This is a genomic window from Rhodovastum atsumiense, from assembly GCF_937425535.1.
GTDB classification, from domain to species: domain Bacteria; phylum Pseudomonadota; class Alphaproteobacteria; order Acetobacterales; family Acetobacteraceae; genus Rhodovastum; species Rhodovastum atsumiense.
This window is the reverse complement of the sequence record NZ_OW485601.1, coordinates 6,152,290-6,174,558: the sequence shown is the minus strand read 5'-3', so window position 1 is coordinate 6,174,558 and position 22,269 is coordinate 6,152,290. Positions and strand designations below refer to the sequence as shown.

General features: G+C 69.4%; 19 protein-coding genes, 2 tRNA genes and 1 pseudogene. 9 read left to right on the top strand and 13 right to left on the bottom strand.

The annotated features are described in order from the left end of the window. The first annotated feature begins 227 nt into the window (after positions 1–227). A complete protein-coding gene (locus NBY65_RS27810) occupies positions 228–779 on the top strand; it encodes a tetratricopeptide repeat protein (RefSeq protein ID WP_150038837.1) in 552 nt (183 codons plus the stop codon). Positions 780–790: 11 nt separating this feature from the next. Here the strand turns inward: NBY65_RS27810 and NBY65_RS27805 are convergent, their stop codons facing one another. Continuing rightward, the gene (locus NBY65_RS27805; RefSeq protein ID WP_150038836.1) at positions 791–1,054 is read right to left on the bottom strand and encodes an acyl carrier protein; all 264 of its coding nucleotides are present in this window, start codon (positions 1,052–1,054) and stop codon (positions 791–793) included. Positions 1,055–1,359: 305 nt separating this feature from the next. Between NBY65_RS27805 and NBY65_RS27800 the strand changes: the two genes are divergently transcribed. After that, complete coding sequence (locus NBY65_RS27800; RefSeq protein WP_150038835.1) at positions 1,360–2,619, top strand: glycosyltransferase family 4 protein; 1,260 nt, start codon at positions 1,360–1,362, stop codon at positions 2,617–2,619. A gap of 10 nt (positions 2,620–2,629) precedes the next feature. Then, positions 2,630–3,727, top strand: coding sequence for a glycosyltransferase (locus NBY65_RS27795; RefSeq protein WP_150038834.1), 1,098 nt, complete (start codon positions 2,630–2,632; stop codon positions 3,725–3,727). 99 nt (positions 3,728–3,826) lie between these two features. Here NBY65_RS27795 and hpf read toward each other — a convergent pair whose 3' ends face one another. From hpf to NBY65_RS27745, 10 genes are all read right to left on the bottom strand, one after another. After that, positions 3,827–4,429: a ribosome hibernation-promoting factor, HPF/YfiA family gene (hpf, locus tag NBY65_RS27790; protein WP_150038833.1), complete on the bottom strand. Its 603-nt coding sequence runs from the start codon at positions 4,427–4,429 to the stop codon at positions 3,827–3,829. 84 nt (positions 4,430–4,513) lie between these two features. Further along, entirely contained in the window at positions 4,514–5,992 is a 1,479-nt protein-coding gene (rpoN, locus tag NBY65_RS27785) for an RNA polymerase factor sigma-54 (RefSeq protein WP_150038920.1), read from the bottom strand. A 175-nt stretch (positions 5,993–6,167) separates the two neighbouring features. Beyond that, on the bottom strand, positions 6,168–6,917 hold the full coding sequence (gene lptB / locus NBY65_RS27780; protein WP_150038832.1) for an LPS export ABC transporter ATP-binding protein: 750 nt from the start codon (positions 6,915–6,917) through the stop codon (positions 6,168–6,170). After that, positions 6,914–7,849 carry an LptA/OstA family protein gene (locus NBY65_RS27775; RefSeq protein WP_150038831.1) on the bottom strand — a complete coding sequence of 312 codons (936 nt, stop codon included), beginning with the start codon at positions 7,847–7,849 and terminating at the stop codon, positions 6,914–6,916. The genes lptB and NBY65_RS27775 overlap by 4 nt, the downstream gene beginning before the upstream one ends. After that, on the bottom strand, positions 7,846–8,514 hold the full coding sequence (gene lptC / locus NBY65_RS27770) for an LPS export ABC transporter periplasmic protein LptC (RefSeq protein ID WP_150038830.1): 669 nt from the start codon (positions 8,512–8,514) through the stop codon (positions 7,846–7,848). The genes NBY65_RS27775 and lptC overlap by 4 nt, the downstream gene beginning before the upstream one ends. A 10-nt stretch (positions 8,515–8,524) precedes the next feature. Beyond that, positions 8,525–9,550, bottom strand: a complete 1,026-nt coding sequence (locus NBY65_RS27765) for a KpsF/GutQ family sugar-phosphate isomerase (protein ID WP_150038829.1) — start codon at positions 9,548–9,550, stop codon at positions 8,525–8,527. A 155-nt stretch (positions 9,551–9,705) separates the two neighbouring features. Further along, positions 9,706–10,362, bottom strand: a complete 657-nt coding sequence (locus NBY65_RS27760) for a ribonuclease D (protein WP_150038828.1) — start codon at positions 10,360–10,362, stop codon at positions 9,706–9,708. 192 nt (positions 10,363–10,554) lie between these two features. Beyond that, complete coding sequence (locus tag NBY65_RS27755; protein WP_150038827.1) at positions 10,555–10,818, bottom strand: GlsB/YeaQ/YmgE family stress response membrane protein; 264 nt, start codon at positions 10,816–10,818, stop codon at positions 10,555–10,557. Between the two features lie 101 nt (positions 10,819–10,919). Next, positions 10,920–11,006 (bottom strand) — tRNA-Leu (locus tag NBY65_RS27750). A 133-nt stretch (positions 11,007–11,139) separates the two neighbouring features. Beyond that, positions 11,140–11,226: transfer RNA gene (locus NBY65_RS27745), tRNA-Leu, on the bottom strand. A gap of 192 nt (positions 11,227–11,418) precedes the next feature. On the opposite strand from NBY65_RS27745, the gene NBY65_RS27740 reads away from it, so the two are divergent. From NBY65_RS27740 to NBY65_RS27720, 5 genes are all read left to right on the top strand, one after another. Further along, complete coding sequence (locus tag NBY65_RS27740) at positions 11,419–12,366, top strand: complex I NDUFA9 subunit family protein (protein ID WP_150038919.1); 948 nt, start codon at positions 11,419–11,421, stop codon at positions 12,364–12,366. A 395-nt stretch (positions 12,367–12,761) separates the two neighbouring features. Continuing rightward, the gene (locus tag NBY65_RS27735; RefSeq protein WP_150038826.1) at positions 12,762–14,213 is read left to right on the top strand and encodes an NAD(P)-dependent oxidoreductase; all 1,452 of its coding nucleotides are present in this window, start codon (positions 12,762–12,764) and stop codon (positions 14,211–14,213) included. Positions 14,214–14,413: 200 nt separating this feature from the next. Beyond that, entirely contained in the window at positions 14,414–14,938 is a 525-nt protein-coding gene (locus NBY65_RS27730; protein ID WP_150038825.1) for a DUF2059 domain-containing protein, read from the top strand. Positions 14,939–14,988: 50 nt separating this feature from the next. Next, on the top strand, positions 14,989–19,527 hold the full coding sequence (gltB, locus tag NBY65_RS27725) for a glutamate synthase large subunit (protein WP_150038824.1): 4,539 nt from the start codon (positions 14,989–14,991) through the stop codon (positions 19,525–19,527). A 222-nt stretch (positions 19,528–19,749) separates the two neighbouring features. Beyond that, positions 19,750–20,418: a glutathione S-transferase family protein gene (locus tag NBY65_RS27720; RefSeq protein ID WP_150038823.1), complete on the top strand. Its 669-nt coding sequence runs from the start codon at positions 19,750–19,752 to the stop codon at positions 20,416–20,418. Positions 20,419–20,455: 37 nt separating this feature from the next. Here the strand turns inward: NBY65_RS27720 and NBY65_RS34150 are convergent, their stop codons facing one another. Together NBY65_RS34150 and NBY65_RS34145 are read right to left on the bottom strand one after the other, a co-directional pair. After that, entirely contained in the window at positions 20,456–20,887 is a 432-nt protein-coding gene (locus tag NBY65_RS34150) for a tetratricopeptide repeat protein (RefSeq protein WP_408894702.1), read from the bottom strand. 286 nt (positions 20,888–21,173) lie between these two features. Beyond that, positions 21,174–21,329: pseudogene (locus NBY65_RS34145) on the bottom strand (hypothetical protein); the annotation flags it as partial. On the opposite strand from NBY65_RS34145, the gene NBY65_RS27710 reads away from it, so the two are divergent. Then, on the top strand, positions 21,328–22,203 hold the full coding sequence (locus tag NBY65_RS27710; RefSeq protein ID WP_150038821.1) for an SDR family oxidoreductase: 876 nt from the start codon (positions 21,328–21,330) through the stop codon (positions 22,201–22,203). The pseudogene NBY65_RS34145 and the gene NBY65_RS27710 overlap by 2 nt on opposite strands. The last annotated feature ends 66 nt before the right edge of the window (positions 22,204–22,269 follow it).

Sequence of the window (22,269 nt, the reverse complement as noted above, 5' to 3'; positions counted from 1 at the left end):
GGGCTCCGCCCTGGACCTGCCAAGGGCCACAAGGCCCTTGGATCCCATAAGCGCTGCGCGGCACAGAATCCTGGGTTCCAAGGGCGAAGCCCTTGGTGGGTCAAGGGCAAAGCCCTTGTGGGGTGCGGGGCGAAGCCCCGCCAAAAGGCTTGTCCCAACACCTATGGGGCAGAGGCTCCGTATCGTCTGACTTGCACGACCGCCCCGATCACGCGCAGCATCGGGGCATGCGCCTGTTGCTTGTTGCGATGCTGTTGTTGCTCGCCCTGCCGGCGGGGGCACAGCGCCCGGATGCCCGCAAGGCCGAGCTGGACCAATTGTTCACCGCGCTGAAGGCGGCGCCGACCGAGGCCGCGGGTGCGGCGATCGAGGGCCGCATCCGGCAGATCTGGCAGCAGCAGGGATCGCCGGCGGTGATGTTGCTGCTCAATCGTGGCAGCCGGGACCTCTCGCAGGGTGAGGCCGACGTGGCGCTCGATGCGCTGGACGATGCCCTGGTGCTGGCGCCCGATTATCCCGAAGCCTGGTTGCGGCGGGCGTTGGCCCGGTTTCACCGCGGCGACTATGCCGGGGCGATTCGCGACATCGAGGCCACGCTCTCGCGTGAGCCGCGTTATTTCCCGGCCCTGCAGACGCTGTCACGCATCGCCGAGGCGCAGGGCAACTGGAAAGGGGCGTTGGCGGCCTGGGAGAAGGTGCTGGAGATCACGCCACGCACCGCGGAGGCCCAGGACCGTCTGGAGATGCTCAGGCGCAAGGTCTTCGGCGAATCCACCTGACGGGCGGGCCGTCAGGCGGCGACGGGTTGGATCCGGCTGCGCAGGAACGCCACGAGGTTGCCCACCGTGCGGAAGCGGAGCGTGGCGTCGGGCGGGAATTCCACGCCGAAATCCGTCTCAAGGTCGATCAGGGCTTCCATCAGATCGATGCTGTCCACGTCGAGGTCCTCGACCAGGCGGGTGTGCCGTTCGATCGGCACGTTGGGCATGAACAGGCTCTCGCGGATCACATGGACCACTTTGTTGGCGATGGCAGTGTTCGGGTCGATGTGCATGGTGTCCTCCAAATCACGTAGCTGTGATACTGACCAATGGTTGGGAAGAATTCAAACAAATATCCGTGCTTGCTGGCCATTTGCCGAGGAAATTTGTCGCAATCATCTTCATTCGATTATTTGAACAAGATTCATCAACTTAAAGGCGAATAATTTGATGGTGCCGGCCGGGTCACGCTTTCACCCGGGGGTCATGCTCATTGAGCAGTTGTGACGTTGGGGTGGCGTGACATTGGCGACGAATATGACTACTTGGCCCGCCTTGATCGGTGGTTCGCTCCCGATCGGGCCCGTTGGACCCCCCAATGCTCCATCATAAGGTATCCCTGCCGTTGCGCGCGTTGCACCGGTTCTGGCGCCTGTTGCCGGTCACGCAGCGTCGCCGCGTCTTTTCCAGCGCCGCCGCGTTTCTGGCGCCGCGGCCCGACCGCTCGCCGCCTCCGCCGCGGGAGGGGGTGGTGGTTGCCGGGGAACTCAGCCGTCCCTCCGGTCTTGGCGAGGCCGCCCGGCTGATGCAGGCGGCGATTGCGAACTGTGGCATTGCCACCTGGGGGGCTGATTTCGGTGACCCGCTGCTGGGGGGGGGGCGGGGGCCATGGCCACGGGACGTGCCGGACGGTGCCCCGCTGCTGCTGCACGCCAATGGCCCGGTGCTGCCGGGGGCTCTCCTGCGCCTGCCCCGTCGCCTGATCCGTCGTCGCCGGGTGATCGGCTACTGGGCGTGGGAGTTGCCGGTGGTGCCGGAGTCCTGGCGGATCGCCCTGTCGTTCGTGCACGAGATCTGGGCCTTGTCGCATTTCACCGGCGCCGCGTTTCAGGCCTGGTTGCCGGAAGACAGCGGGATTCCGGTGCGCATCGTGCCGATTCCGCTCGCGGTGACGCCGCCGCGTCCGGCCGCGCTCGACCGTGCCGCCTTCGGCCTGCCGGCCGATGCCGTGGTGGTGCTGGTCTCGTTCAGCCTGGCATCGAGCAATGCCCGCAAGAATCCTCTTGGCGCCATCGCTGCGTTCCGGCAAGCGTTCGGAACTCGTCACGATCGGTTGCTGGTGTTGAAGGTTCGCAGTCCCGAGCATTTTCCCGAGGAAGCCGCCGCCCTGCAGGCGGCCATCGCCGATGCGCCGAACATTCGAATGGAGACCCGTACGTTTCCCGATGCTGATCGCCACGCGCTGACCGCCTGCGCCGATATCGTGTTGTCCTTGCACCGCAGTGAAGGATTCGGGCTGGTGCCGGCCGAGGCCATGCTGCTCGGCCGGCCGGTGGTTGCCACCGGCTGGTCGGGAAATATGGATTTCATGGACACCGGCTGCGCGGCGCTGGTCGGCTACCGGCTGGTGCCGGCGCAGGATCCGCGGGGCGTGTTCGAGGCGCCCGGCGCGGTCTGGGCGGAACCGGATCTGGGGGAGGCGGCCGCGCAGTTGCGGCGACTCGCCGATGATCCGCTCGCCCGTGCGACTCTGGGCGCGCGGGGGCGCGAGGCGGCGCTGGCCCGGCTGGGGCCCGCGCCGGTGGCGGCGGCGCTGGCCGGGCTTGGCCTGGCCGTTCCTGGCCCGGTTGCCGCGTGAGCGCCCGGGAATGAGGGTTTTGGTCTGGCATTGGGGGCGTCGCGGGGCGGGGCCGCGCTTCGCCGCGGAACTGGCGGCCACGATGCGTGACCTGCCGGGGCATGAGGCGTTGTTGTCGCTCTCCGCCCAGGCCGAGTTGCTCGCGGGGCCGGCCGCGCCTGTCTGCGAACTGCCGTTTCCCACATATTCGGGCCTGTTCAGCCTGTTGCGGCGCCTGCCGGCCGTGCCGTTCGACGTGCCGGGCCTCGCTGCCCGCATCCAGGCCCTGGACCCCGATATCGCCATCTGCGGCATGCCCGCGGTGCTCGATCTGGCGATGGCGGCGGCGTTGCGCCGGGCCGGCGTGCCGTTCCTGGTGGTGGTGCATGATGCCGATGTCCATCCGGGCGACGGGGTGCCGCTGCAGATGTGGTTGCAGCGGGCCCTGGTGCGTCGTGCCGACGGGCTGATTGCGCTCACCGGGCACGTGGCGCAGCGGCTGCGCGAACAGGGGCTGGTGGCGGGCAAGCCTCTGCTGATGGCCTCGCTGCCGCCCTTCGCCTTCGGGCCACCGCCGCCGCCGCCGCGCGCGCATGGCGGGCGACTGCGCCTGCTCTCCTTCGGGCGGTTGCTGCCCTACAAGGGGCTCGACCTGCTGGCCGCGGCCCTCACCCGGCTGGGGCCGCGCCCTGATGTGGAACTGCGCGTGGTCGGCAGCGGCCCCGAATCGGAGGCGCTGGACACGCTGCGTCACCTGCCGGGGGTGGCGGTGGAGAATCGCTGGGTTCCCGAGCAGGAGGTGGGGCATCTGCTCGCCTGGTCGGATGCGCTGGTGCTCTCGCACACCGAGGCGAGCCAGAGTGGTGTCGCCGCTGCCGCCGTCGCCGCCCGTCGCTGGGTCGTCGCCACCAATGTTGGCGGCATCCGCGAGCAACTCGGCAACGAACCCCTGGCCCGGCTGTGCGAGCCGACGCCTGACAGCCTCGCCGCTGCCCTGGCCGGCCTGATCGAGGATCCGCCGCGGTCGCTGCCCGCATCGGGGGATCCATCCGGCGATCCCGGGGCGGCGTGGCACGCCACCACCGCGTCCGTCATGGACCAGATCGCCGGTGCCTTCGCCCGGCGATGACAAGGAGACCAGGGGCCTTGCGGCCCCTGATGAAAAGAAGACCAGGGGCCCTGCGGCCCCTGGCGTTTCCAGGGGGAAACCCTGGTGGTGTGGCCCGGGTCAGTTCGTTCCGCCAGCCGCCGGATCGATCCAGCCGATATGGCCGTCGCTGCGGCGATAGACCACGTTCAGTTCGCCGGTGGCACTGTTGCGGAACATCATCACGGGCTGGTCGGCGAGATCCATGCGCATCACCGCGTCGCTCACCGACAGCAGCGCGATTTCGGTCGGCTGCTCGGCGATGACGGTGGCGTAGGCGGTGGCCGGCGGCAGGCCGTCGAGCTGATGCGCCGCCTGCTCGGTCTCGTCTTCCTGGCGGAGGATGTATTGCCGGGCCGCCTGCGGGCGCTCGCGGTTGGCGACGTCGCGGGCGTGCTCGTTCACCCGGCGTCGATAGCGGCGCAGACGTTTGGCGATATGTTCCGCGGCATCATCAAAAGCGCTGTTGGCGTCGGCGGCCTCGCCCTCGCCCCGCAGCGTCAGCCCGCGACCGGCATGCACGTTGATGTCGCAGGTGAAAAAGCTGCGCGCCCGTCCAAAGGTGACGTTCGCTTCCAGGGCGTGGTCGAAGTACTTTGCTGCGATCGTGTCGAGCTGCTGGGCCACCCGCGTCCTGAGTGCGTCGGACAAATCGACCTGTTTCCCAGAGACCGTGATCTGCATGCGTTGATCCTCACACACAAGTTCGGGACCGCCATTTTTGACCTGACTCCCCGACTCCGATCCGTTGCGGAGCCGCATGCGGCGTCAGGCGGGTATGGCCTTCTCCCGTTTGCGCTGCACCGAGCTTGGGATGCGCAGCGCTTCCCGGTATTTGGCCACGGTCCGCCGGGCGATGTCCACGCCCTCCCGTCGCAGGATGAGGACGATCGCGTCGTCGGAGAGGATTTCGTCGGGCTTCTCGGCGTCAACCATGGCGCGGATGCGGTGGCGCACTGCCTCGGCGCTGTGGCTTTCGCCGCCGGTACCGGCGATTGCAGTCGTAAAGAAGTATTTCAGCTCGAAAATACCGCGCGGGGTAGCGATGTATTTGTGCGCGGTCACACGACTGACCGTGCTCTCGTGCATCTCCACCGCCGCGGCGATGTCGCGCAGGATCAGGGGGCGCAGATGCCCGACGCCGTGGCGGAAGAACGCATCCTGCTGCCGGACGATTTCGGATGCAACCTTCAGGATGGTCTGTGCCCGTTGCTGCAGCGATTTCACCAGCCAGTTCGCCGTCTGCAGCTTTTCGGTCAGGAAGGCGCGATCCTCGCGCTTGGCGCGGGTCAGGGCCTGGGCGGAAAAACCCTGGTTGACCAGAACGCGCGGCATGGTCTCCGGGTTCAGCTCCAGCAGCCAGCCGCCTTCGGGATCAGGCCGCATCAGCACGTCCGGCATCACCGGCTGCGGCGGCGTCGCGTCGAAGGACGCCCCTGGCTTGGGGTCGAGGCGGCGGATCTCGGCGATCATGTCGGCAAGGTCGGCGGCATCGACGCCGCAGGCCGCCATCAGCCGCTTGTGGTCGTGCCTTGCAAGCAGTTCAAGGTTGTCCAGCATCGCCTGCATGGCCGGATCGAGCCGGTTCTTCTCGGCCAACTGCACCGCGAGGCATTCCCGCAGGTCATGCGCGAACATGCCGGTCGGGTCGAATCGCAGCATGCGCTGGCGCACCCGCTCGATCTTCTCCGGATCGGTGCCCATGGCCGCGGCCAGGGTATCGTTGCCGACCAGCAACCGGCCGGAGGGCTCCAGCAGCGCCACCAGATGCGCCGCGATCAGCCGCTCGGTTGGGTCGTCGAAGGACAGGCGGAGCTGTTCGCCGAGATGCTCGCGCAGGGTGCGGCCCGGCGCGGCGTAATCCTCGATGGTGCGGTCGTCGTCCTCGAAGCTGGCGCTGCCGCCGCGGCCGGGCATGACGCCGTCGCCGGCGCCGCCGGGATCATAGGTTTCGGCGTAGTCCGGGGCTTCCAGCGGGGCCTCGGTCGGCAGGCAGTCGGAGTTGACCGCCTCCGCGGCGTCGGCGGGGGCGGGCAGGGGGGCGACCTGGTCGGGAGCGGGGCGTTCCGGCGGGCCCGATTCGGGCGACTCGTCACGCTCGAGCAGCGGGTTGCGCTCCAGTTCCTCCTCGACGAACGCCGCGACCTCCATGTTGGAGAATTGCAGCAGCTTGATCGCCTGCCGCAACTGGGGGGTCATGACCAGAGACTGGGTCTGGCGCAGGTCGAGGCGGGGGCCGAGTGTGATCGACACGGGTCCGGTTACCAGGGATGGAGGCGCGGTTGCCGGCCTCCTTCACGTTGCGCAGTGCAGCGCGACACCGGATCACTTGCAAGCAAGAATCGTGCTGCGGCACGAGAATGCCGGCGCGGCCCCGCCAGGACCTCGTCCCGGCCAGGGCGGACGTCAGCCGGGAAATGCCTTAAAGGCTGAACCTTTCGCCGAGATAGACGCGCCGGACGTCCTCGTGCGCCACCACTTCCTGCGGCCGGCCTTCCATCAGCAACTGGCCGTCATGCATGATGTAGGCGCGGTCGATGATCTCCAGCGTCTCGCGGACATTGTGGTCGGTGATCAGCACGCCGATGCCGCGATCCTTCAGATGTCCGACCAGGTCGCGGATCTCGCCCACCGCGATCGGGTCGATGCCGGCGAGCGGCTCGTCGAGCAGGATGTAGCTGGGCTGGGTGGCGAGCGCCCGGGCGATCTCCACGCGCCGGCGTTCGCCGCCCGAGAGCGCGAGCGCCGGGGTGCGGCGCAGATGGCCGATGCCGAATTCGCCGAGCAGCTCGTCGAGCATCTGCTCGCGCCGGTCCGGGTCCGGCTCCACCACTTCCAGCGCCGCCATCACGTTCTGCTCGACATTGAGCCCGCGGAACACGCTGGCTTCCTGCGGCAGGTAGCCGATGCCCAGGCGGGCCCGCCGGTACATCGGCAACACGGTGATGTCGTGCCCGTCGAGCGTGATCGAGCCGGTATCGGGCCGCACCAGTCCCACGATCATGTAGAAGGTCGTGGTCTTGCCGGCGCCGTTCGGCCCGAGCAGGCCGACGGCCTCGCCCCGGCGCACCGAGACCGAGACGTTCCGCACCACCGGCCGCTTCTTGTAGACCTTGCCCACGCCAATGGCGGAAAGTCCGGCTCCGCCGGGAACCACGCGCAGATCCGTCATCGGGCCGCTCCGGGGGCACGCGGCGCGGGCTGGGCGCGGCCGGGCTGCTGGGCTTCGTTGGGCATGATCAATCCCTGCACCCGCGCGCCCGGGTCGCTGATCACGTGGGCGATGCCGGTCTTCATGTTCACGTCGGCGGCGGCCCCCGTCATCTGGTTCTGCCCGTGGGTGATGCGCACATGCCCGAGCACCCGGGCCATCCCGCTGTCCGGGACATAGACGCCGCGGTCGCCGCGGACGATATCGGTCTGGGTGCGGACTTCGACATTGCCGTAGGCTTCCACGCGCTCGAGCTTGCCTGAGGACTCGGCGGGGGCGGGCGCCGGGCCGGTGCGCGCCGGGGTCGCCGGCTTGCCTGACGCGGCGCCTTCGCTGGTGTAGCCGACCAGGACGTCGCCGGAGAGGCGGCGCCCATCGGTCGCCACCACCAGCGCATTGCCCCGCCCCACCGCCATGTGCTGCTGCGACCAGTATTCCATGCTGTCCCGCGCGGTCATGACGTATTGCGGGGTGGTCAGCTTCAGCCCCTGGCCGGTCATCACCAGCACGGCCTGGTCGATGTCGTAGACGGCCTTGTCGCCCACCGCCTCGTCGCTCGGGGTGACGATGCGCACATGGCCGACCGCTTCCAGGCGGTAGATCTCGTTCTCGCCGCCCTCGATGCCGGCGGCGCCGGGGGCGGCGGCGGGCCGTTGCCCGGCCGGGTCTTTGTTACGGTAATAGGCCATCAGCCGGTCGGCCAGCACGGTGACGTTGCCGCGCACCGCGCGGGCCTCGCCGGTGGCGATCACCACCCGCTCGGCTTCCCGCCACTCGAACCCGTCGCGGGCGGTGACCTCGACCGGACCGCCGCTCGAGAGATCGATCTGCTGGGCCCGCGCGAGCGGGGTGGTTGTCAGCAGCAGCAGCAGGATCCAGGGCAGCCGTCTCATTTGCCGTGTCCGTTCAGCACCAGCCGCCCCGGCCCGGTGAACTGCACCACCGCGCCGCGGTCAAGCAGCGCGAATCCCTGGGCGTCGAGCACGCCGAAGGGACCCTCGGCATGCACCTGCACCGCCCCGGCCGCGGCACCCGCCTTCAGGTCCAGGGTCGCTGCCTCGGTGACCAGGGTCAGCCCGTCGTCGCGATACAGCACGACCTCGCCCGCGAGGTCGAGTTGTCCGACATGCTGGGTGTAGACGCCCTGCTGCGCGCGCGACATCAGCCAGGTGCCGTTGTCGAGGCTGATGTCGCCCTTGGGATCGGTCAGGTTGATGCGCTCGCTGCTGATCTGGTGGGCGGTGGACGCCGTCATGGTGTAGGGGCGGCCGTGATCGTCGACGCCGTTATAGCGCACATCCGTCAGTTGGCCGGCCTGCGGGGCGATGCCGCGGGTGCGGTAGCTGAAGCGGCTGCGCTCCTCCTGTCCCAGCTCGGGCCACAGCGCCACGATCGTCAGCAGCGCCAGCGCCACCAGCGGCAGCAGCCGCTTGGTCACGCCGACGGCCAGGTGCCGTCGGGCGATGCCGGTGGGCGCGGTGGCGGGGCGGCTGGCGACCAGCCGGTCGCCGCGGCGCGGATTTTCGCGGCGCGGCAGGGGCAGGGGGGCGATGCTCATGGCGCCCGCGTCACGCCACGCCGGCGCGCAGCAGATCCTGGACATGCAGCACGCCGATCGGGTGGCGCTCGGCGTCCACCACGAACAGCACGTTGACCGGCCGCCCGCCGGCATTCATCTGGTGCAGCGCCTCCGCCGCCAGGGCGTCCGGCCCGATGGTGCGGGGGGTGGTGGTCATGATCTCGCCGACGCGGCGCTGCAGCAGGTCCGGCCCCATGGCGCGGCGCAGGTCGCCATCGGTGACGATGCCGATCAGCCGTCCGTCCGGCCCGACCACGCCGAGGCAGCCGACCCGCTTGTCGGTGATCAGCAGCAAGGCCCGGTCCATGGGCGTGTCCGGCGCGGCCAGCGGCACCTCGGCATCGCGGTGCATCAGCTCGCCCACCCGCCGCAGCCGCGCGCCGAGGCGGCCGCCAGGATGGAAGTTCTGGAAATCCGAGGGGCTGAAGCCCCGGCGCGTGAGCAGGGCGACCGCCAGCGCGTCGCCGAGGGCGAGCTGCATGGTGGTGCTGGTGGTGGGGGCGAGCCCGAGCGGGCAGGCCTCGCGCGCCGCCGGCAGCACCAGCGCCACGTCGGCGGAGCGGGCGAGCGTGGAGGTGGCGCGTCCGGTGATCGCCACCAGCGGCAGCGCGAAGCGGCGCGTATGCGCGATCAGGTCGGCCAGTTCGGCGGTCTCGCCGGAATTCGACAGTGCCAGCACGGCGTCACCCGGCACGACCATGCCGAGATCGCCATGCGATGCCTCGCCCGGGTGCACGAACAAGGCCGGCGTCCCGGTGGAGGCAAGAGTGGCCGCGATCTTGCGCGCCACATGGCCTGACTTGCCCATGCCGGAGACGACGACGCGGCCGCTGGCCTGGTCCAGCAGCGCCACGGCGCGGGCGAAGCCGTGGTCCAGCGCCGAGGCCAGGGCGCGCAGCCCCGCCGCCTCGGTGGTCAGGACCGTCCGCGCGACCGAGAGATCGGCATCCGCGGCGGGATCGGGGGTTTCCGGCGCCCGGGCCAGGGATCCGGCGGTGAGAAGGGGCGCAGTCATGCCGGCAAGCGGGCTCCATGTTGCATGGATGGGGGCAGGCTCTAGGCAGAGGTGGGGTGTCGGTCAATGATTGCCGAGAGGCACCGGCACACCTCCTTCACCCTGGGCGCGTATGGCGCCCCGAGAATGCGGCATGAAAATGGTCGGCGAAGTATTTAGTGCGCAAACAGATCTGGAGTCTCATACCCCAGCAGATCGAGTCGCGTACGGGCCGGAAGGAAGGCAAAACAGGCCTCGGCCAGTTCCAGTCGCTGCTCGCGCCGCAACAACTCCTCCAGCCGCCGCCAGAGTGCATGCAGATGCAGCACGTCGGATGCCGCATAGGTGAGTTGCTCGGGGGTGAGACTGGCCGCGCCCCAGTCGCTGGTCTGCTGCTGCTTGGACAGTTCCACCGAGAGCAATTCCCGGCACAGATCCTTCAGCCCGTGACGCTCGGTGAAGGTGCGGACCAGCTTCGCCGCGATCTTGGTGCATTTCACCGGGGCGACGGTGATGTCGAAGGTATGTTGCAATATCGCGACATCGAAACGGGCGAAATGCATCAGCTTGACCACGCCGGGATCGGCGAGCACCCGCTTGAGATTGGGGCAGTCGGTGCCACGCCCGCCCAGGCGCTCCGGGATGATCTGCACCAGATGGGCGACGCCGTCGCCGGCCGAGAGCTGCACCAGGCACAGCCGGTCGCGATGTGGATTGAGGCCCATCGTCTCGGTGTCCACCGCGACCATGGGGCCGAGCACCAGGTCATCCGGCAGGTCGTCGCGATGCAGGTGGATGGTGGCGCCGGGGGTGAACAGGGTGGTCTCGGGCATGGCCAGGTCTCGGTTCGGCCGCCGGGGCTCCGCTGCCCCGTGCCCGGGCGTGCCGCGAGGCCGGCCTCGTCGCGCCCGATGGCACCTGGACGGTCAGGGATTTTCCGTCGCCGGCGGGCGCGCGATGTATCAGGCAGGGGCCGCCCAGGCAAGACAGGCAGGGCGGCCCGGCCCGGTCAGGCCAACGGCAGGTCAGGCCAACGGCAGTGCCCGGCGGCGCAGGAACAGGCGGTACACCGCCAGGATCAGGATGGCGCCGAGAATGCTGGCGATCCAGCCGGCCGCCTGGCCGGGGCCGTACCAGCCGATGCGCTGGCCAAGCCAGGTAGCGACCATCGAGCCGCCGATGCCGAGCAGGATGGTGATGATGAAGCCCCCTGGGTCACGGCCGGGCATCAGCAGCTTGGCGATCGCGCCGACAACCAGGCCGACGACGATCGCGGACAGGATCCACATGGATGGTGCTCTCCCCCGGTTTTGCCGGCCTTAACCGGCAAAGGACGGCCACGTTCCCGGCCGTGTTGCGGCCCGGCGCGACGGTGCGTTCCGTGAGGAGATGGTGCCCAGGAGAAGACTCGAACTTCCACGACCTTGCGGCCACAGGTACCTGAAACCTGCGCGTCTACCAATTCCGCCACCTGGGCAGGTGCGCCCCGGCAAGGGGCCGGAGCTGCGGGCAATCCCGATATCACACCGCCATCAGGCGAAACACGGTAACGCGACCCGGTCCCGCTTTCACGAGGACGATGGGAGGCGCGTGTCGCGTCTCGTCAGAGATGGTGCCCAGGAGAAGACTCGAACTTCCACGACCTTGCGGCCACAGGTACCTGAAACCTGCGCGTCTACCAATTCCGCCACCTGGGCAGGTGCGCCCCGGCGCGGGGCCGGAGCAGCGGGAGGCCGGCGATGTAGCCTCCGGCCGGCGGGCCGTCAACTGTGATTGTGCAAGAATTTGCGGGAGAGGCCGGCGGGCGCCGCCGGCGCTTGAGGCCGCGCCGGGCCCCGCTTATTGAAGATGGGGCACAGCTTTGGTCGAACGGGGGTTTCATGGCGGTCATGACGCGCAAGGTCGCGACGGTGTTCGGCGGATCGGGCTTCATTGGCCGCTACGTGGTCAAGCGGCTCGCCAACCTGGGCTACGTGGTGCGCGTCGCCGTCCTCGACCCCGAGGCCGCGCTGTTCCTCAAGCCCATGGGGGCGGTGGGGCAGGTGGTGGCGCTGCGGGCGCCGGTGACCAGCCCGGAAGCGGTGGCGCGGGCGGTCGCGGGCGCGGAGCTGGTGGTCAACCTCGTGGGCATCCTCGCCGAGCGCCTGCCGGGCGACTTCCAGCGCATCATGGCCGAGGGCGCCGGCACGGTGGCCCGGGCCGCGGCCGAGGCCGGGGTCGAGCGGTTGGTGCATGTCTCGGCCATCGGTGCCGATCCCAGCAGTCCTTCCGGCTATGGCCGGGCCAAGGCCGCGGGCGAGGCCGCCGTGCGTGCCGCCTTCCCGCGGGCGACCATCCTGCGGCCTTCCATCGTGTTCGGGCCGGAGGACCAGTTCTTCAACCGCTTCGCCGCCATGGCGCAGTTCTCGCCGGTGCTGCCGGTGATCGCGGGCGAGACGAAATTCCAGCCGGTCTATGTCGGCGACGTCGCCGATGCGGTGATCGCCGGCCTGACGGACGAGGATGCCGCCGGCGGCCTTTACGAGCTGGGCGGGCCGCAGGTGCTGACGTTCCGCCAGCTCCTGGCCTGGATCTGCCAGGCCGTGCGGCGGCATCGCTGGCTGGTGGACGTGCCTCCCGCCGTGGCGCAATGGCAGGCCCGGGTGATGGAGTGGCTTCCCGGCAAGCCGTTGACGCGTGACCAGTTGGCCATGCTCGGCCGTGACAATGTGGTGGCCTCGGGGACGCCTGGCCTGTCCGCGCTGGGCATCATCCCCACCCCGATCGATCTGGTGGTACCGGACTACCTGCGTCGTTTCCGCCCCGGTGGCGGGCGCGCCGAAGTCCGGGGCGCCTGACCCCACAGCGGGGTCCGAAGGCGTAGCCCGTCACCGGGAGGCGTGCCTGGGTGTCAGGCCGATCCCGGTTGCCATGCATTTCGCGCATGGGAGTGCATCCATATATCTCAGGTCTGTCGCCCCGTGCCGGGATCCCGGGCGGGGCGTCGGTTTTGTGGGAAGGTGGGCAAAATCGCGGAATTGGTTGGGTTTGGGAATTAGGGCCGTTTCGGCCATTCTTGGGCGGGGAACGGTCAAAGGGATCTGCCAAGATCCTCGTCTGGCCTCTTAAAATGGCAGTAATGCTGTCCTTTAATCGTGTTTTTTCTCGCATCCTTCCCCGCCCTGCCGTATAGGCGATCCCGGCGGGCCGGTGCCTCTCCGGCCGCACAGCCGCGCCAGGGAGACACCGCCGCATGGCCGATCGCATGCTCCAGTTCGTCCGCGTTCCCCAAGCGATGCCCGACAAGCGCGACGCCGCGGCGCGGCGCGGCGACTTCCACGAGATCTATGCCGATTTCGACGTGCCGCGGGCGCGCGAGCAGTCGGGGCGCTGCAGCCAGTGCGGCGTGCCGTTCTGTCAGGTTCACTGCCCGCTCGGGAACAACATCCCGGACTGGCTGAAGCTGACCGCCGAAGGCCGGCTGGAAGAGGCGTACGAGGTTTCCTCGGCCACCAACACCTTCCCCGAGATCTGCGGCCGCATCTGCCCGCAGGACCGGCTGTGCGAGGGCAACTGCGTCATCGAGAAGGGTTTCGACAGCGTCACCATCGGCGCGGTCGAGCGCTTCATCACCGACACCGCCTTCGCGCAGGGCTGGGTGCAGGCGCCGGTGCCGCGCGCCGAGAACGGGATGTCGGTGGGCATCGTCGGGGCCGGGCCGGGCGGCCTCGCCGCCGCCGAGCAACTGCGGCTGAAGGGCTATGCCGTCCACGTCTACGACCGCCACGACCGCGTCGGCGGGCTGATGATCTACGGCATCCCCAACTTCAAGCTGGAAAAGGAAGTGGTGCTGCGCCGCCACCGCCTGTTCGAGCAGGCCGGCATCGTCTTCCATCTCGGCTGCGAGATCGGTCGCGACATCGGGTTGGACGAGCTGCGCACCCGCCATGACGCGGTGCTGCTGGCCACCGGCGTCTACCGTGCCCGTGAGCTTGGTGGCCCCGGCGCGGGCCTCGCCGGCATCGTGCCCGCGCTCGATTACCTGATCGCCTCCAACCGCACGGGACTCGGCGACGCGGTGCCCGAATTCGACTCGGGCACGCTGGATGCCGCCGGCCGGGACGTGGTGGTGATCGGCGGCGGCGACACCGCCATGGACTGCGTGCGCACCGCCATCCGCCAGGGAGCCAAGTCGGTGCGCTGCCTCTATCGCCGCGACCGCGCCAACATGCCGGGCTCGCTGCGCGAGGTGAAGAACGCCGAGGAGGAGGGCGTCGAGTTCGTCTGGCTTTCCGCCCCGGAAGCCTTCCTCGGCGACGACCATGTCACCGGGGTGCGCGCGGTGCGCATGCATCTCGGCCTGCCCGATGCCTCGGGCCGGCAGAGCGTGGAGCCGATCGAGGGCAGCCATTTCACCATTCCCGCCACCCTGGTGATCAAGGCGCTCGGCTTCGATCCCGAGGACCTGCCGGCGACCTTCGCCGAGCCTGCGCTGGCGGTGTCGCGCTGGGGCACGCTGAAGATCGACCATCGCAGCTTCATGACCAGCATTCCCGGCGTGTTCGCCGCCGGCGACATCGTGCGCGGCGCCTCGCTGGTGGTCTGGGCCATCCGCGACGGGCGCGACGCCGCCGCGCAGATGCACGCCTGGCTGCAGCACACCGCCGCCGAGGACGGCAGGTCGTCCCCGCTCGCCGCCGACTGAGTGGGAGCATGGGACCAAACGGTCTCCTTGCTCGCGGCGTCGCCATCCCATCTCTCCCGCGGGCTGGCGATGCGAACCAGGACTGTGCAGGAGAAAAGCGGTTCCGGTCGTTTCCCGACGCCCGGAGCGACCCGCGACGGAACGGCATCGCCGGCACGGCCAATCCCCGTGTGGCGTGACGTTCTGAGGAGAGTTCGCCGATGCCCCATCCCTCGTTTCTGCTCATGCTCGCGCTGCTGCTGCCCGTCGCGGCCGCCGCGCAGGCCCCCGCGGCCCCCCCCGCCGCCGGTTCCACGATCCCGGTGACCGCGGAGGGGCTGCGCGAGGCGCGCGCCCTCGGCGAGCTGCTCAGCATTCCTGCCCAGGCGCAGAATTTCGTCGGCCAGATCCGCAACGCGGTGGTCAATGCCGCCATTCGGGCGAGCGGCAAGAGCGCCGAGGACGCCGCGCGCATCGTCGACGAGATCATACTGCCGGATTTCCGTGCCAAGCTGCCGGAAGTGGAAGCCATGCTGGTCGAGAATCTCGCCGCGCACTACACCGTCGATGATCTGCGCGGGATGCGGGAGTTCTTTTCCACGCCGCTCGGCCAGCGCTGGCTGCGCGGCATGCCCGCGGTCGGCCGCGACGAGACCCAGCGGCTCCAGCAGCTTGCCCAGAAACTGATCCGCGAATCGACCGCACGGCATGCCGATGCCCTGCGCGCCCGCGGCGTGAAGTTCTGATCCGCCCGTCCACCTCCCGCTTTTCCCCACGCCCCCACCGGAGGCTTCGCATGTCGCATCAGGAGTCCGCCACCCGCTTCCTCGCCGCGTGGGACGCCAACACCAAGGCGCTCGCCGACACCTACGTCCCGGCCCAGGAACACGATGCCTGCGGGGTCGGCATCATCGCCGCCCTCGACGGGCGCCGGCGCCGCGACGTGGTGGAGGCGGGCATCGCCGCGCTGAAGGCGGTGTGGCATCGGGGCGCGGTCGATGCCGACGGCAAGACCGGCGACGGCGCGGGCATCCATGTCGAGATCCCGCAGGACTTCTTCGCCGAGGCGGTGGAACGCGGCGGCGACAAGCTGCGCCCCGGCCCGATTGCGGTCGGTCAGGTGTTCCTGCCCAAGACCGACCTCAGCGCGCAGGAACGCTGCCGGCAGATCGTCGAGACCGAGATCCTGAACTTCGGCTACCAGATCTATGGCTGGCGGCAGGTGCCGATCAACGTCGAGTGCATCGGCGAAAAGGCCAATGCCACGCGCCCGGAGATCGAGCAGATCATGATCTGGAACGCGAAGGGCACCGACGAGGCGGCCTTCGAGCGCGATCTCTATGTCATCCGCCGCCGCATCGAGAAGCAGTCGATCGCGGCGCAGATCCCTGAGCTGTATTTCTGCTCCCTCTCGTGCCGGTCGATCATCTACAAGGGGATGTTCCTGGCCGAGAACCTGACCGATTTCTATCCCGACCTGACCGACCCGCGCTTCGTCAGCCGCTTCGCCATCTACCACCAGCGCTATTCGACCAACACCTTCCCGACCTGGCGGCTGGCGCAGCCCTTCCGCATGCTCGCCCATAACGGCGAGATCAACACGGTCAGCGGCAACATCAACTGGATGAAGAGCCACGAGACCCGGCTCGCCGATCCCGCGCTCGATCCCTTCATGGAGGACATCAAGCCGGTGATCCAGGCGGGCGGGTCCGACACCGCCACGCTCGACAACGTCTTCGAGGTGCTGGTGCGCGCCGGCCGTGACGCGCCGATGGCCAAGGCGCTGATGATCCCGGCCTCGGTCGGCCAGGACGCGACCATGCCGCAGGCGCATCGCGACATGTTCCTTTACTGCAATGCGGTGATGGAGCCCTGGGACGGCCCCGCCGCGATCGCCGCCACCGACGGGCGCTGGGCGATCGCCGGGCTCGACCGCAACGGCCTGCGCCCGCTGCGCTACACCATCACCCGGGGCGACCTGCTGATCGTCGGCTCCGAGACCGGCATGGTGAAGTTCGACGAGGCGGACATCATCGAGAAGGGGCGGGTCGGCCCCGGCCAGACCATCGCCGTCGATCTCGAGACCACGCGCTTCTACCGTGACGAGGAGCTGAAGGACATGCTGGCCGCCCGCCATCCCTATGGCGAGTGGTCCAAGCGCATCCGCCAGATCGACCATATCGTCAAGACCGACGCGCCCGAGCCGGTGCTGTGGCAGGGCCAGGAACTGCGCCGGCGCCAGCTTTCCATGGGCGTCACCATGGAAGAGCTTGAGGCGATCCTGCACCCGATGGTCGATGGCGCGCAGGAAGCGGTCGGCAGCATGGGCGACGACACGCCGATCGCGGTGCTGTCGGCGCAGTATCGCGGCCTGCACCATTTCTTCCGGCAGAATTTCAGCCAGGTCACCAACCCGCCGATCGACAGCCTGCGCGAGACGCGGGTGATGACGCTGAAGACCCGGCTCGGCAATCTCGGCAACGTGCTGGACGAGGATTCCAGCCAGTGCGACCTGCTGCAGCTGGAAAGCCCGGTGCTCTCCACCGCCGAGTTCGAGGCGATGCGCATCACCATGGGCCGCAGCGCCTGCGTGGTGGACTGCACCTTCCCCGCCGCCGAGGGTGAGGCCGGGCTGCGGGCGGCGCTCGCGCGCATCCGCCGCGAGGCGGAAGAGGGTGTGCGGGCCGGCTGCACCCATGTCATCCTCACCGACGAGGCGATCGGGCCGGAGCGGGTGGTGATCCCGATGATCCTGGCCACCGGCGGCGTGCACACCCATTTGGTGCGCCAGTCGCTGCGCACCTTCACCAGCCTCAATGTCCGCTCGGCCGAGTGCCTGGACGTGCATTACTTCGCGGTGCTGATCGGCGTCGGCGCCACCACGGTGAACGCCTATCTCGCGCAGGAGAGCATCGCCGACCGGCACCGCCGCGGCCTGTTCGGCGACCTGACGCTGAAGGAGGCGGTCGGCCGCTACAAGAAGGCGGTGGACAAGGGGCTTTTGAAGGTGATGTCCAAGATGGGCATCTCCGTCATCTCCTCCTATCGCGGCGGCTGCAATTTCGAGGCGATCGGCCTGTCACGCCAGCTGGTGGCGGAGTTCTTCCCCGGCACGCATTCGCGCATCTCCGGCATCGGCCTGCCCGGCATCGCCCGCAAGGTGCTGGAGCAGCACCGGCAGGCCTGGACCTCCGATCTCGCGACCCTGCCGGTTGGTGGCATCTACAAGCTGCGCCGCAGCGGCGAGACGCATGCCTTCGACGGGGCGCTGATCCACTTGCTGCAGGAAGCGGTCTCCACCGATAGCTTCTCGCTCTATCGCCGCTACGCCGAGGCGGCGCGGCGCATGCCGCCGATCGCGCTGCGCGACCTGCTCGATTTCCGCAACGACCAGGTGAGGCCGATCTCGGTCGACGAGGTCGAGAGCATCACCGAAATCCGCAAGCGGCTGGTGTCCCCCGGCATCTCGCTCGGCGCGCTCAGCCCGGAGGCGCACGAGACGCTGTCGATCGCGATGAACCGTATCGGTGCGCGCTCGGATTCAGGTGAAGGTGGGGAGGATCCCGCGCGGGCGACGCCGCGGGGCAACGGCGACAATGCCTCCTCGGCGATCAAGCAGATCGCCTCGGGCCGCTTCGGCGTGACCGCGGAATACCTGAACGCCTGCCGCGAGATCGAGATCAAGGTCGCCCAGGGCGCCAAGCCCGGCGAGGGCGGCCAGTTGCCCGGCTTCAAGGTCACCGGCCTGATCGCCCGGCTGCGCCACTCCACCCCGGGGGTGACGCTGATCAGCCCGCCGCCGCATCACGACATCTACTCGATCGAGGACCTCGCGCAGCTCATCTACGACCTCAAGCAGATCAACCCGGACGCCACGGTCTGCGTGAAGCTGGTCGCGCGCAGCGGCATCGGCACGGTCGCGGCCGGGGTCGCCAAGGCGCGCGCCGACGCCATCCTGATCTCGGGCCATTCCGGCGGCACCGGCGCATCCCCGCAAAGCAGCATCAAATATGCCGGCCTGCCCTGGGAGATGGGGCTATCGGAGGCGCATCAGGTGCTGATGCTCAACCGCTTGCGCCACCGGGTGAAGCTGCGCACCGATGGCGGCATCAAGACCGGGCGCGACGTGGTGATCGCGGCCATGCTCGGCGCCGAGGAATTCGGCATCGGCACCGCGAGCCTGGTCGCCATGGGCTGCATCATGGTGCGGCAGTGCCACTCCAACACCTGCCCGGTCGGCGTCTGCACCCAGGACGAGAAGCTGCGGGAGAAGTTCGAGGGCAGCGCGGAGAAGGTGATCAACCTGTTCAGCTTCATCGCCGAGGACGTGCGCCACATCCTCGCCTCCCTCGGCGCGCGCAGCCTTGCCGAGGTGATCGGGCGCACCGACCTGCTGCGCCAGGTCAGCCGCGGCGCCGAGTTCCTCGACGACCTCGACCTCAATCCGTTGCTGGTGCAGGCCGACCCGGGGCCGTATCCGCGCTACTGCACGCTGCAGGGGCGCAACGAAGTGCCGGAGACGCTGGACGCGCAGATGATCGCCGACGCCGCCGCCCTGTTCGAGCGCGGCGAGAAGATGCAGTTGCAGTACAACGTCCGCAACACCCACCGCGCCATCGGCACCAAGCTGTCCAGCCGCATCGTGCGGAAATTCGGCATGACCGGGCTGCAGCCGAACCACGTGACGGTGCGGCTGCGCGGCTCGGCCGGGCAGTCGCTCGGCGCCTTCGCCGTGCAGGGGCTGAAGCTCGAGGTGTTCGGCGACGCCAACGACTATGTCGGCAAGGGGCTGTCGGGGGCGACCATCGTGGTGCGGCCGGGACCGTCCTCGACGCTGGTGAGCCAGCAGAACACCATCATTGGCAACACCGTGCTCTATGGCGCGACCGCGGGGGCGCTGTTCGCCGCGGGACAGGCGGGTGAACGCTTCGCCGTGCGCAACTCCGGCGCGGTGGCGGTGGTCGAGGGCTGCGGCTCCAACGGCTGCGAATACATGACCGGCGGCACCGTCGTCGTGCTCGGCCCGATCGGCGATAATTTCGGGGCGGGCTTCACCGGCGGCATGGCCTTCGTCTACGACCCGGAGAACCGCTTCCATCTGCGGGTGAACGCCGACACGCTGACCTGGCAACGCGTGGCACATCCCTACTGGGAGGCGATCCTGCGCGACCTGGTGGCGCGCCACGTGGCCGAAACCAACAGCCGCTATGCCCGCATGCTGCTGCACGACTGGACCCGCGAACTGCCGCATGTCTGGCAGGTGGTGCCGAAGGAATACGTGAAGTACCTGGCGCACCCGCTGAAGGAGGAAACTACCGAAGCGTTGCGCGCCTGATCCGGGGCGCTGCCCCGGCCCCGGCAGGAGGCTCCGCCTCCTGCACCTCCGCCAAGGGCCAAAGGCCCTTGGATCCCGCCGCGCAGCGCTTTTGGGGTGCAGGGGTCTCTGACCCCTGCCGGAGTCCAGAGGCGGAGCCTCTGGTCGGGTGCGGGGCGAAGCCCCGCCACGCAGCCACGGCATGTGGCGTGTTCACGGAATCGGTGCGATAACCACCACGCAATGCGAACCCTCTACCATCTCCCGCTCTGCCCTTATTCCCGCAAGGTGCGGCTGGTCCTGGCCGAGAAGCGACTGCCCTTCGACCTGCAGGTGGAGAAGGTGTGGGAACGCCGGCCGGAATATCTGCTGCTCAATCCCGCGGCGACAACGCCGACGCTCGAGGAGGACAACGGCCTGGCCGTGCCCGATTCGGGGGTGATCTGCGAGTACCTGGAAGAAGCCTATCCGGACAATCCGCTTTTGGGCGAGACGCTCGGCGAGCGGGTCGAGGTGCGTCGCCTGCGCGCCTGGTTCGACGGCAAGTTCGCCGACGAGGTCACCCGCAACCTCAACGGCGAGAAATACCTCAAGCGCATCTCCGGCATCGGCCATCCCGACGCCTCGGCGCTGCGGGCGGGCTATGCCAATCTGCGCGAGCACCTGCATTACCTCGGCTGGCTGGCCGAGACGCGCAAATGGCTGGCGGGCAGCCACATCTCGCTGGCGGATTTCGCCGCCGCGGCGCATCTGTCGGTGCTGGATTTCCAGGGTGACGTGGACTGGTCGGTCAGCCCGGCGGCGCGCGACTGGTATGCGCGCATGAAGTCGCGCCCGAGTTTCCGGCCGCTGCTGGCCGACCGGGTGCCAGGCATGATGCCGCCCGAGCATTACGCCGACCTGGATTTCTGAGCCGCCCCCCTTCGGGGCCTGTAGGCCGGTCCGGCTGCTACCGGGCCGGTCCCGCCGCCAGCAGCGCCAGATTCTGTTCCGCCAGGTCCGCCGTGGTGGTGTCTGGCGCGAGTTCGATCACGTGCTCCCAGTCGGCCTGCGCCCCGGCCAGATCGGCATGCAACTGGCGCAGGATGCCGCGCTCCAGCAACGCTTCGGCGCTGTCCGGGTCCAGTGCCACCGCCTGGCGGATATCCGCCTCCGCCTCTTCCAGCCGCCCGAGCTGCCGCAACGCCGCGGCGCGCAGCACCAGCGCTTCCGGCCGGCGCGGATCCGTTGCCAGCGCCCGGGTCAGGTCGCCCGCCGCGAGATCGAAGCGTTCCAGCGCGCTGGCCGCGCGGGCGTGGCCGACCAGCAGGTCCGGGTCGTCCGGGCTGAGCGCCAGTCCGCGCGTGGCCGCCTCGAAGGCCCGCGCCGGGCTGCCGGCCATCAGCCAGGCTTCCTCGGCCTGCCCGAACACCGCCGCCCGCGGTCCCGCCGGGGCCTTGCTGGCATCGGCCACCTCCTGCAGCAGGGCTGCTCCGGTCGCGGCGTTGCCGAGCGCCACTTCCGCCATCGCCCGGCAATGCGCCGCCGCCTCGCCGCCATCGGTCCAGGCTTCGGCGAGCGAAAGCGCGCCGCTCGGGTCTTCGGCCAGCATGGCCAGGCACTGGCCGTAGCGCTCGCCCTCGGCGAGCATCGGCGGCACCGGGGGAAGCGGCAGCGGGGCAGTGGCGTCCACGTCCGGTTCCGGGGCCGGCGGCGTGGCATACCACCACCACGCCGCGCCCCCCGTACCGGCGAGCAGGAGCAGCACAAGGGCGGTTGCGACCGTTCGGCTCTTCATGACGGTGCAGTGTAGTCTGGGATGAGCCAATGGGAAATGCAGCCATGACCGACCGCTTCCTGCTGATCTTCGGCCTCGGCTATACCGGCGCCGCCATCGCCCGGCATGCGGTGGCGTCGGGCTGGCGCGTCGCCGGCGCCAGCCGTGACCCGGACGGCATCGCCGCGCCGGCGGGCGTGGAAGTGGTCGGCTTCGACCGGGCCGCCGAGGCGCTGGTGGAGGCGACCCATCTCGTCGCCACCGCCCCGCCCGCGGAAACGGGCGATCCGGTGCTGGCGGCGCACGAGGCGGCCATCGCCGCGGCGCCGCGCCTCGCCTGGGCCGGTTATCTCTCCACCACCGGCGTGTTCGGCGACCGCAACGGCGACTGGGTAGACGAGGACACCCCGCCGGCGCCCGCCTCCGAGCGCACCCGGCGCCGGGTGGAAGCCGAACGGCACTGGGCGACGCTGGCCGGGCGCATCGCCGTGGATGTGTTCCGGGTCGGCGGCATCTACGGTCCCGGCCGCTCGGCGATTGAGGAGGTGCGGGCGGGCACGGCGCGCCGCATCCTCAGGCCCGGTCACCAGTTCGGCCGCATCCATCGCGACGACATCGCCCGGGCGGTGGTGGCGGCGGCGGGGCAGGAGCGGGGAGAAGGGCTGAGATACCTCAACCTGGTCGACGACGTGCCGGCCGAAAGCGCGCTGGTGCTGGAGGAAGCGGCGCGCCTGCTTGGCGTCGACGCGCCGCCGGCCATTGCCTTCGAACAGGCCCATGCCGCCATGAGCCCGATGGCACGGAGCTTCTGGGCGGAGAACCGCAAAGTATCCAGCGTCAGGACCAAGGCGGCGCTGGGTCTCGAATGGCTGTACCCGAGCTATCGGGAGGGGCTGGCGGCAATTCTGCGCGGGCCGGACGGCAAGGCGGAGAGTGTGTGACGTCCCGCCATCCAGGCCCGCAAACTGGTCGAACGGAGATTACTTTCCGCTGTCTTGCTGACGCCG

Excerpts from the sequence above, each read along its gene's own strand:
- gltB (WP_150038824.1), top strand. The coding sequence starts at position 14,989 with ATGTCGCATCAGGAGTCCGCCACCCGCTTCCTCGCCGCGTGGGACGCC.
- hpf (WP_150038833.1), bottom strand. The coding sequence starts at position 4,429 with ATGCAGATCACGGTCTCTGGGAAACAGGTCGATTTGTCCGACGCACTC.
- NBY65_RS27810 (WP_150038837.1), top strand. The coding sequence starts at position 228 with ATGCGCCTGTTGCTTGTTGCGATGCTGTTGTTGCTCGCCCTGCCGGCG.
- NBY65_RS27730 (WP_150038825.1), top strand. The coding sequence starts at position 14,414 with ATGCCCCATCCCTCGTTTCTGCTCATGCTCGCGCTGCTGCTGCCCGTC.
- NBY65_RS27800 (WP_150038835.1), top strand. The coding sequence starts at position 1,360 with ATGCTCCATCATAAGGTATCCCTGCCGTTGCGCGCGTTGCACCGGTTC.
- lptC (WP_150038830.1), bottom strand. The coding sequence starts at position 8,514 with ATGAGCATCGCCCCCCTGCCCCTGCCGCGCCGCGAAAATCCGCGCCGC.
- NBY65_RS27710 (WP_150038821.1), top strand. The coding sequence starts at position 21,328 with ATGACCGACCGCTTCCTGCTGATCTTCGGCCTCGGCTATACCGGCGCC.
- NBY65_RS27740 (WP_150038919.1), top strand. The coding sequence starts at position 11,419 with ATGACGCGCAAGGTCGCGACGGTGTTCGGCGGATCGGGCTTCATTGGC.
- NBY65_RS27720 (WP_150038823.1), top strand. The coding sequence starts at position 19,750 with ATGCGAACCCTCTACCATCTCCCGCTCTGCCCTTATTCCCGCAAGGTG.
- NBY65_RS34150 (WP_408894702.1), bottom strand. The coding sequence starts at position 20,887 with ATGGCCGGCAGCCCGGCGCGGGCCTTCGAGGCGGCCACGCGCGGACTG.
- NBY65_RS27795 (WP_150038834.1), top strand. The coding sequence starts at position 2,630 with ATGAGGGTTTTGGTCTGGCATTGGGGGCGTCGCGGGGCGGGGCCGCGC.
- NBY65_RS27765 (WP_150038829.1), bottom strand. The coding sequence starts at position 9,550 with ATGACTGCGCCCCTTCTCACCGCCGGATCCCTGGCCCGGGCGCCGGAA.
- NBY65_RS27760 (WP_150038828.1), bottom strand. The coding sequence starts at position 10,362 with ATGCCCGAGACCACCCTGTTCACCCCCGGCGCCACCATCCACCTGCAT.
- lptB (WP_150038832.1), bottom strand. The coding sequence starts at position 6,917 with ATGACGGATCTGCGCGTGGTTCCCGGCGGAGCCGGACTTTCCGCCATT.
- NBY65_RS27805 (WP_150038836.1), bottom strand. The coding sequence starts at position 1,054 with ATGCACATCGACCCGAACACTGCCATCGCCAACAAAGTGGTCCATGTG.
- NBY65_RS27755 (WP_150038827.1), bottom strand. The coding sequence starts at position 10,818 with ATGTGGATCCTGTCCGCGATCGTCGTCGGCCTGGTTGTCGGCGCGATC.
- NBY65_RS27735 (WP_150038826.1), top strand. The coding sequence starts at position 12,762 with ATGGCCGATCGCATGCTCCAGTTCGTCCGCGTTCCCCAAGCGATGCCC.
- NBY65_RS27775 (WP_150038831.1), bottom strand. The coding sequence starts at position 7,849 with ATGAGACGGCTGCCCTGGATCCTGCTGCTGCTGCTGACAACCACCCCG.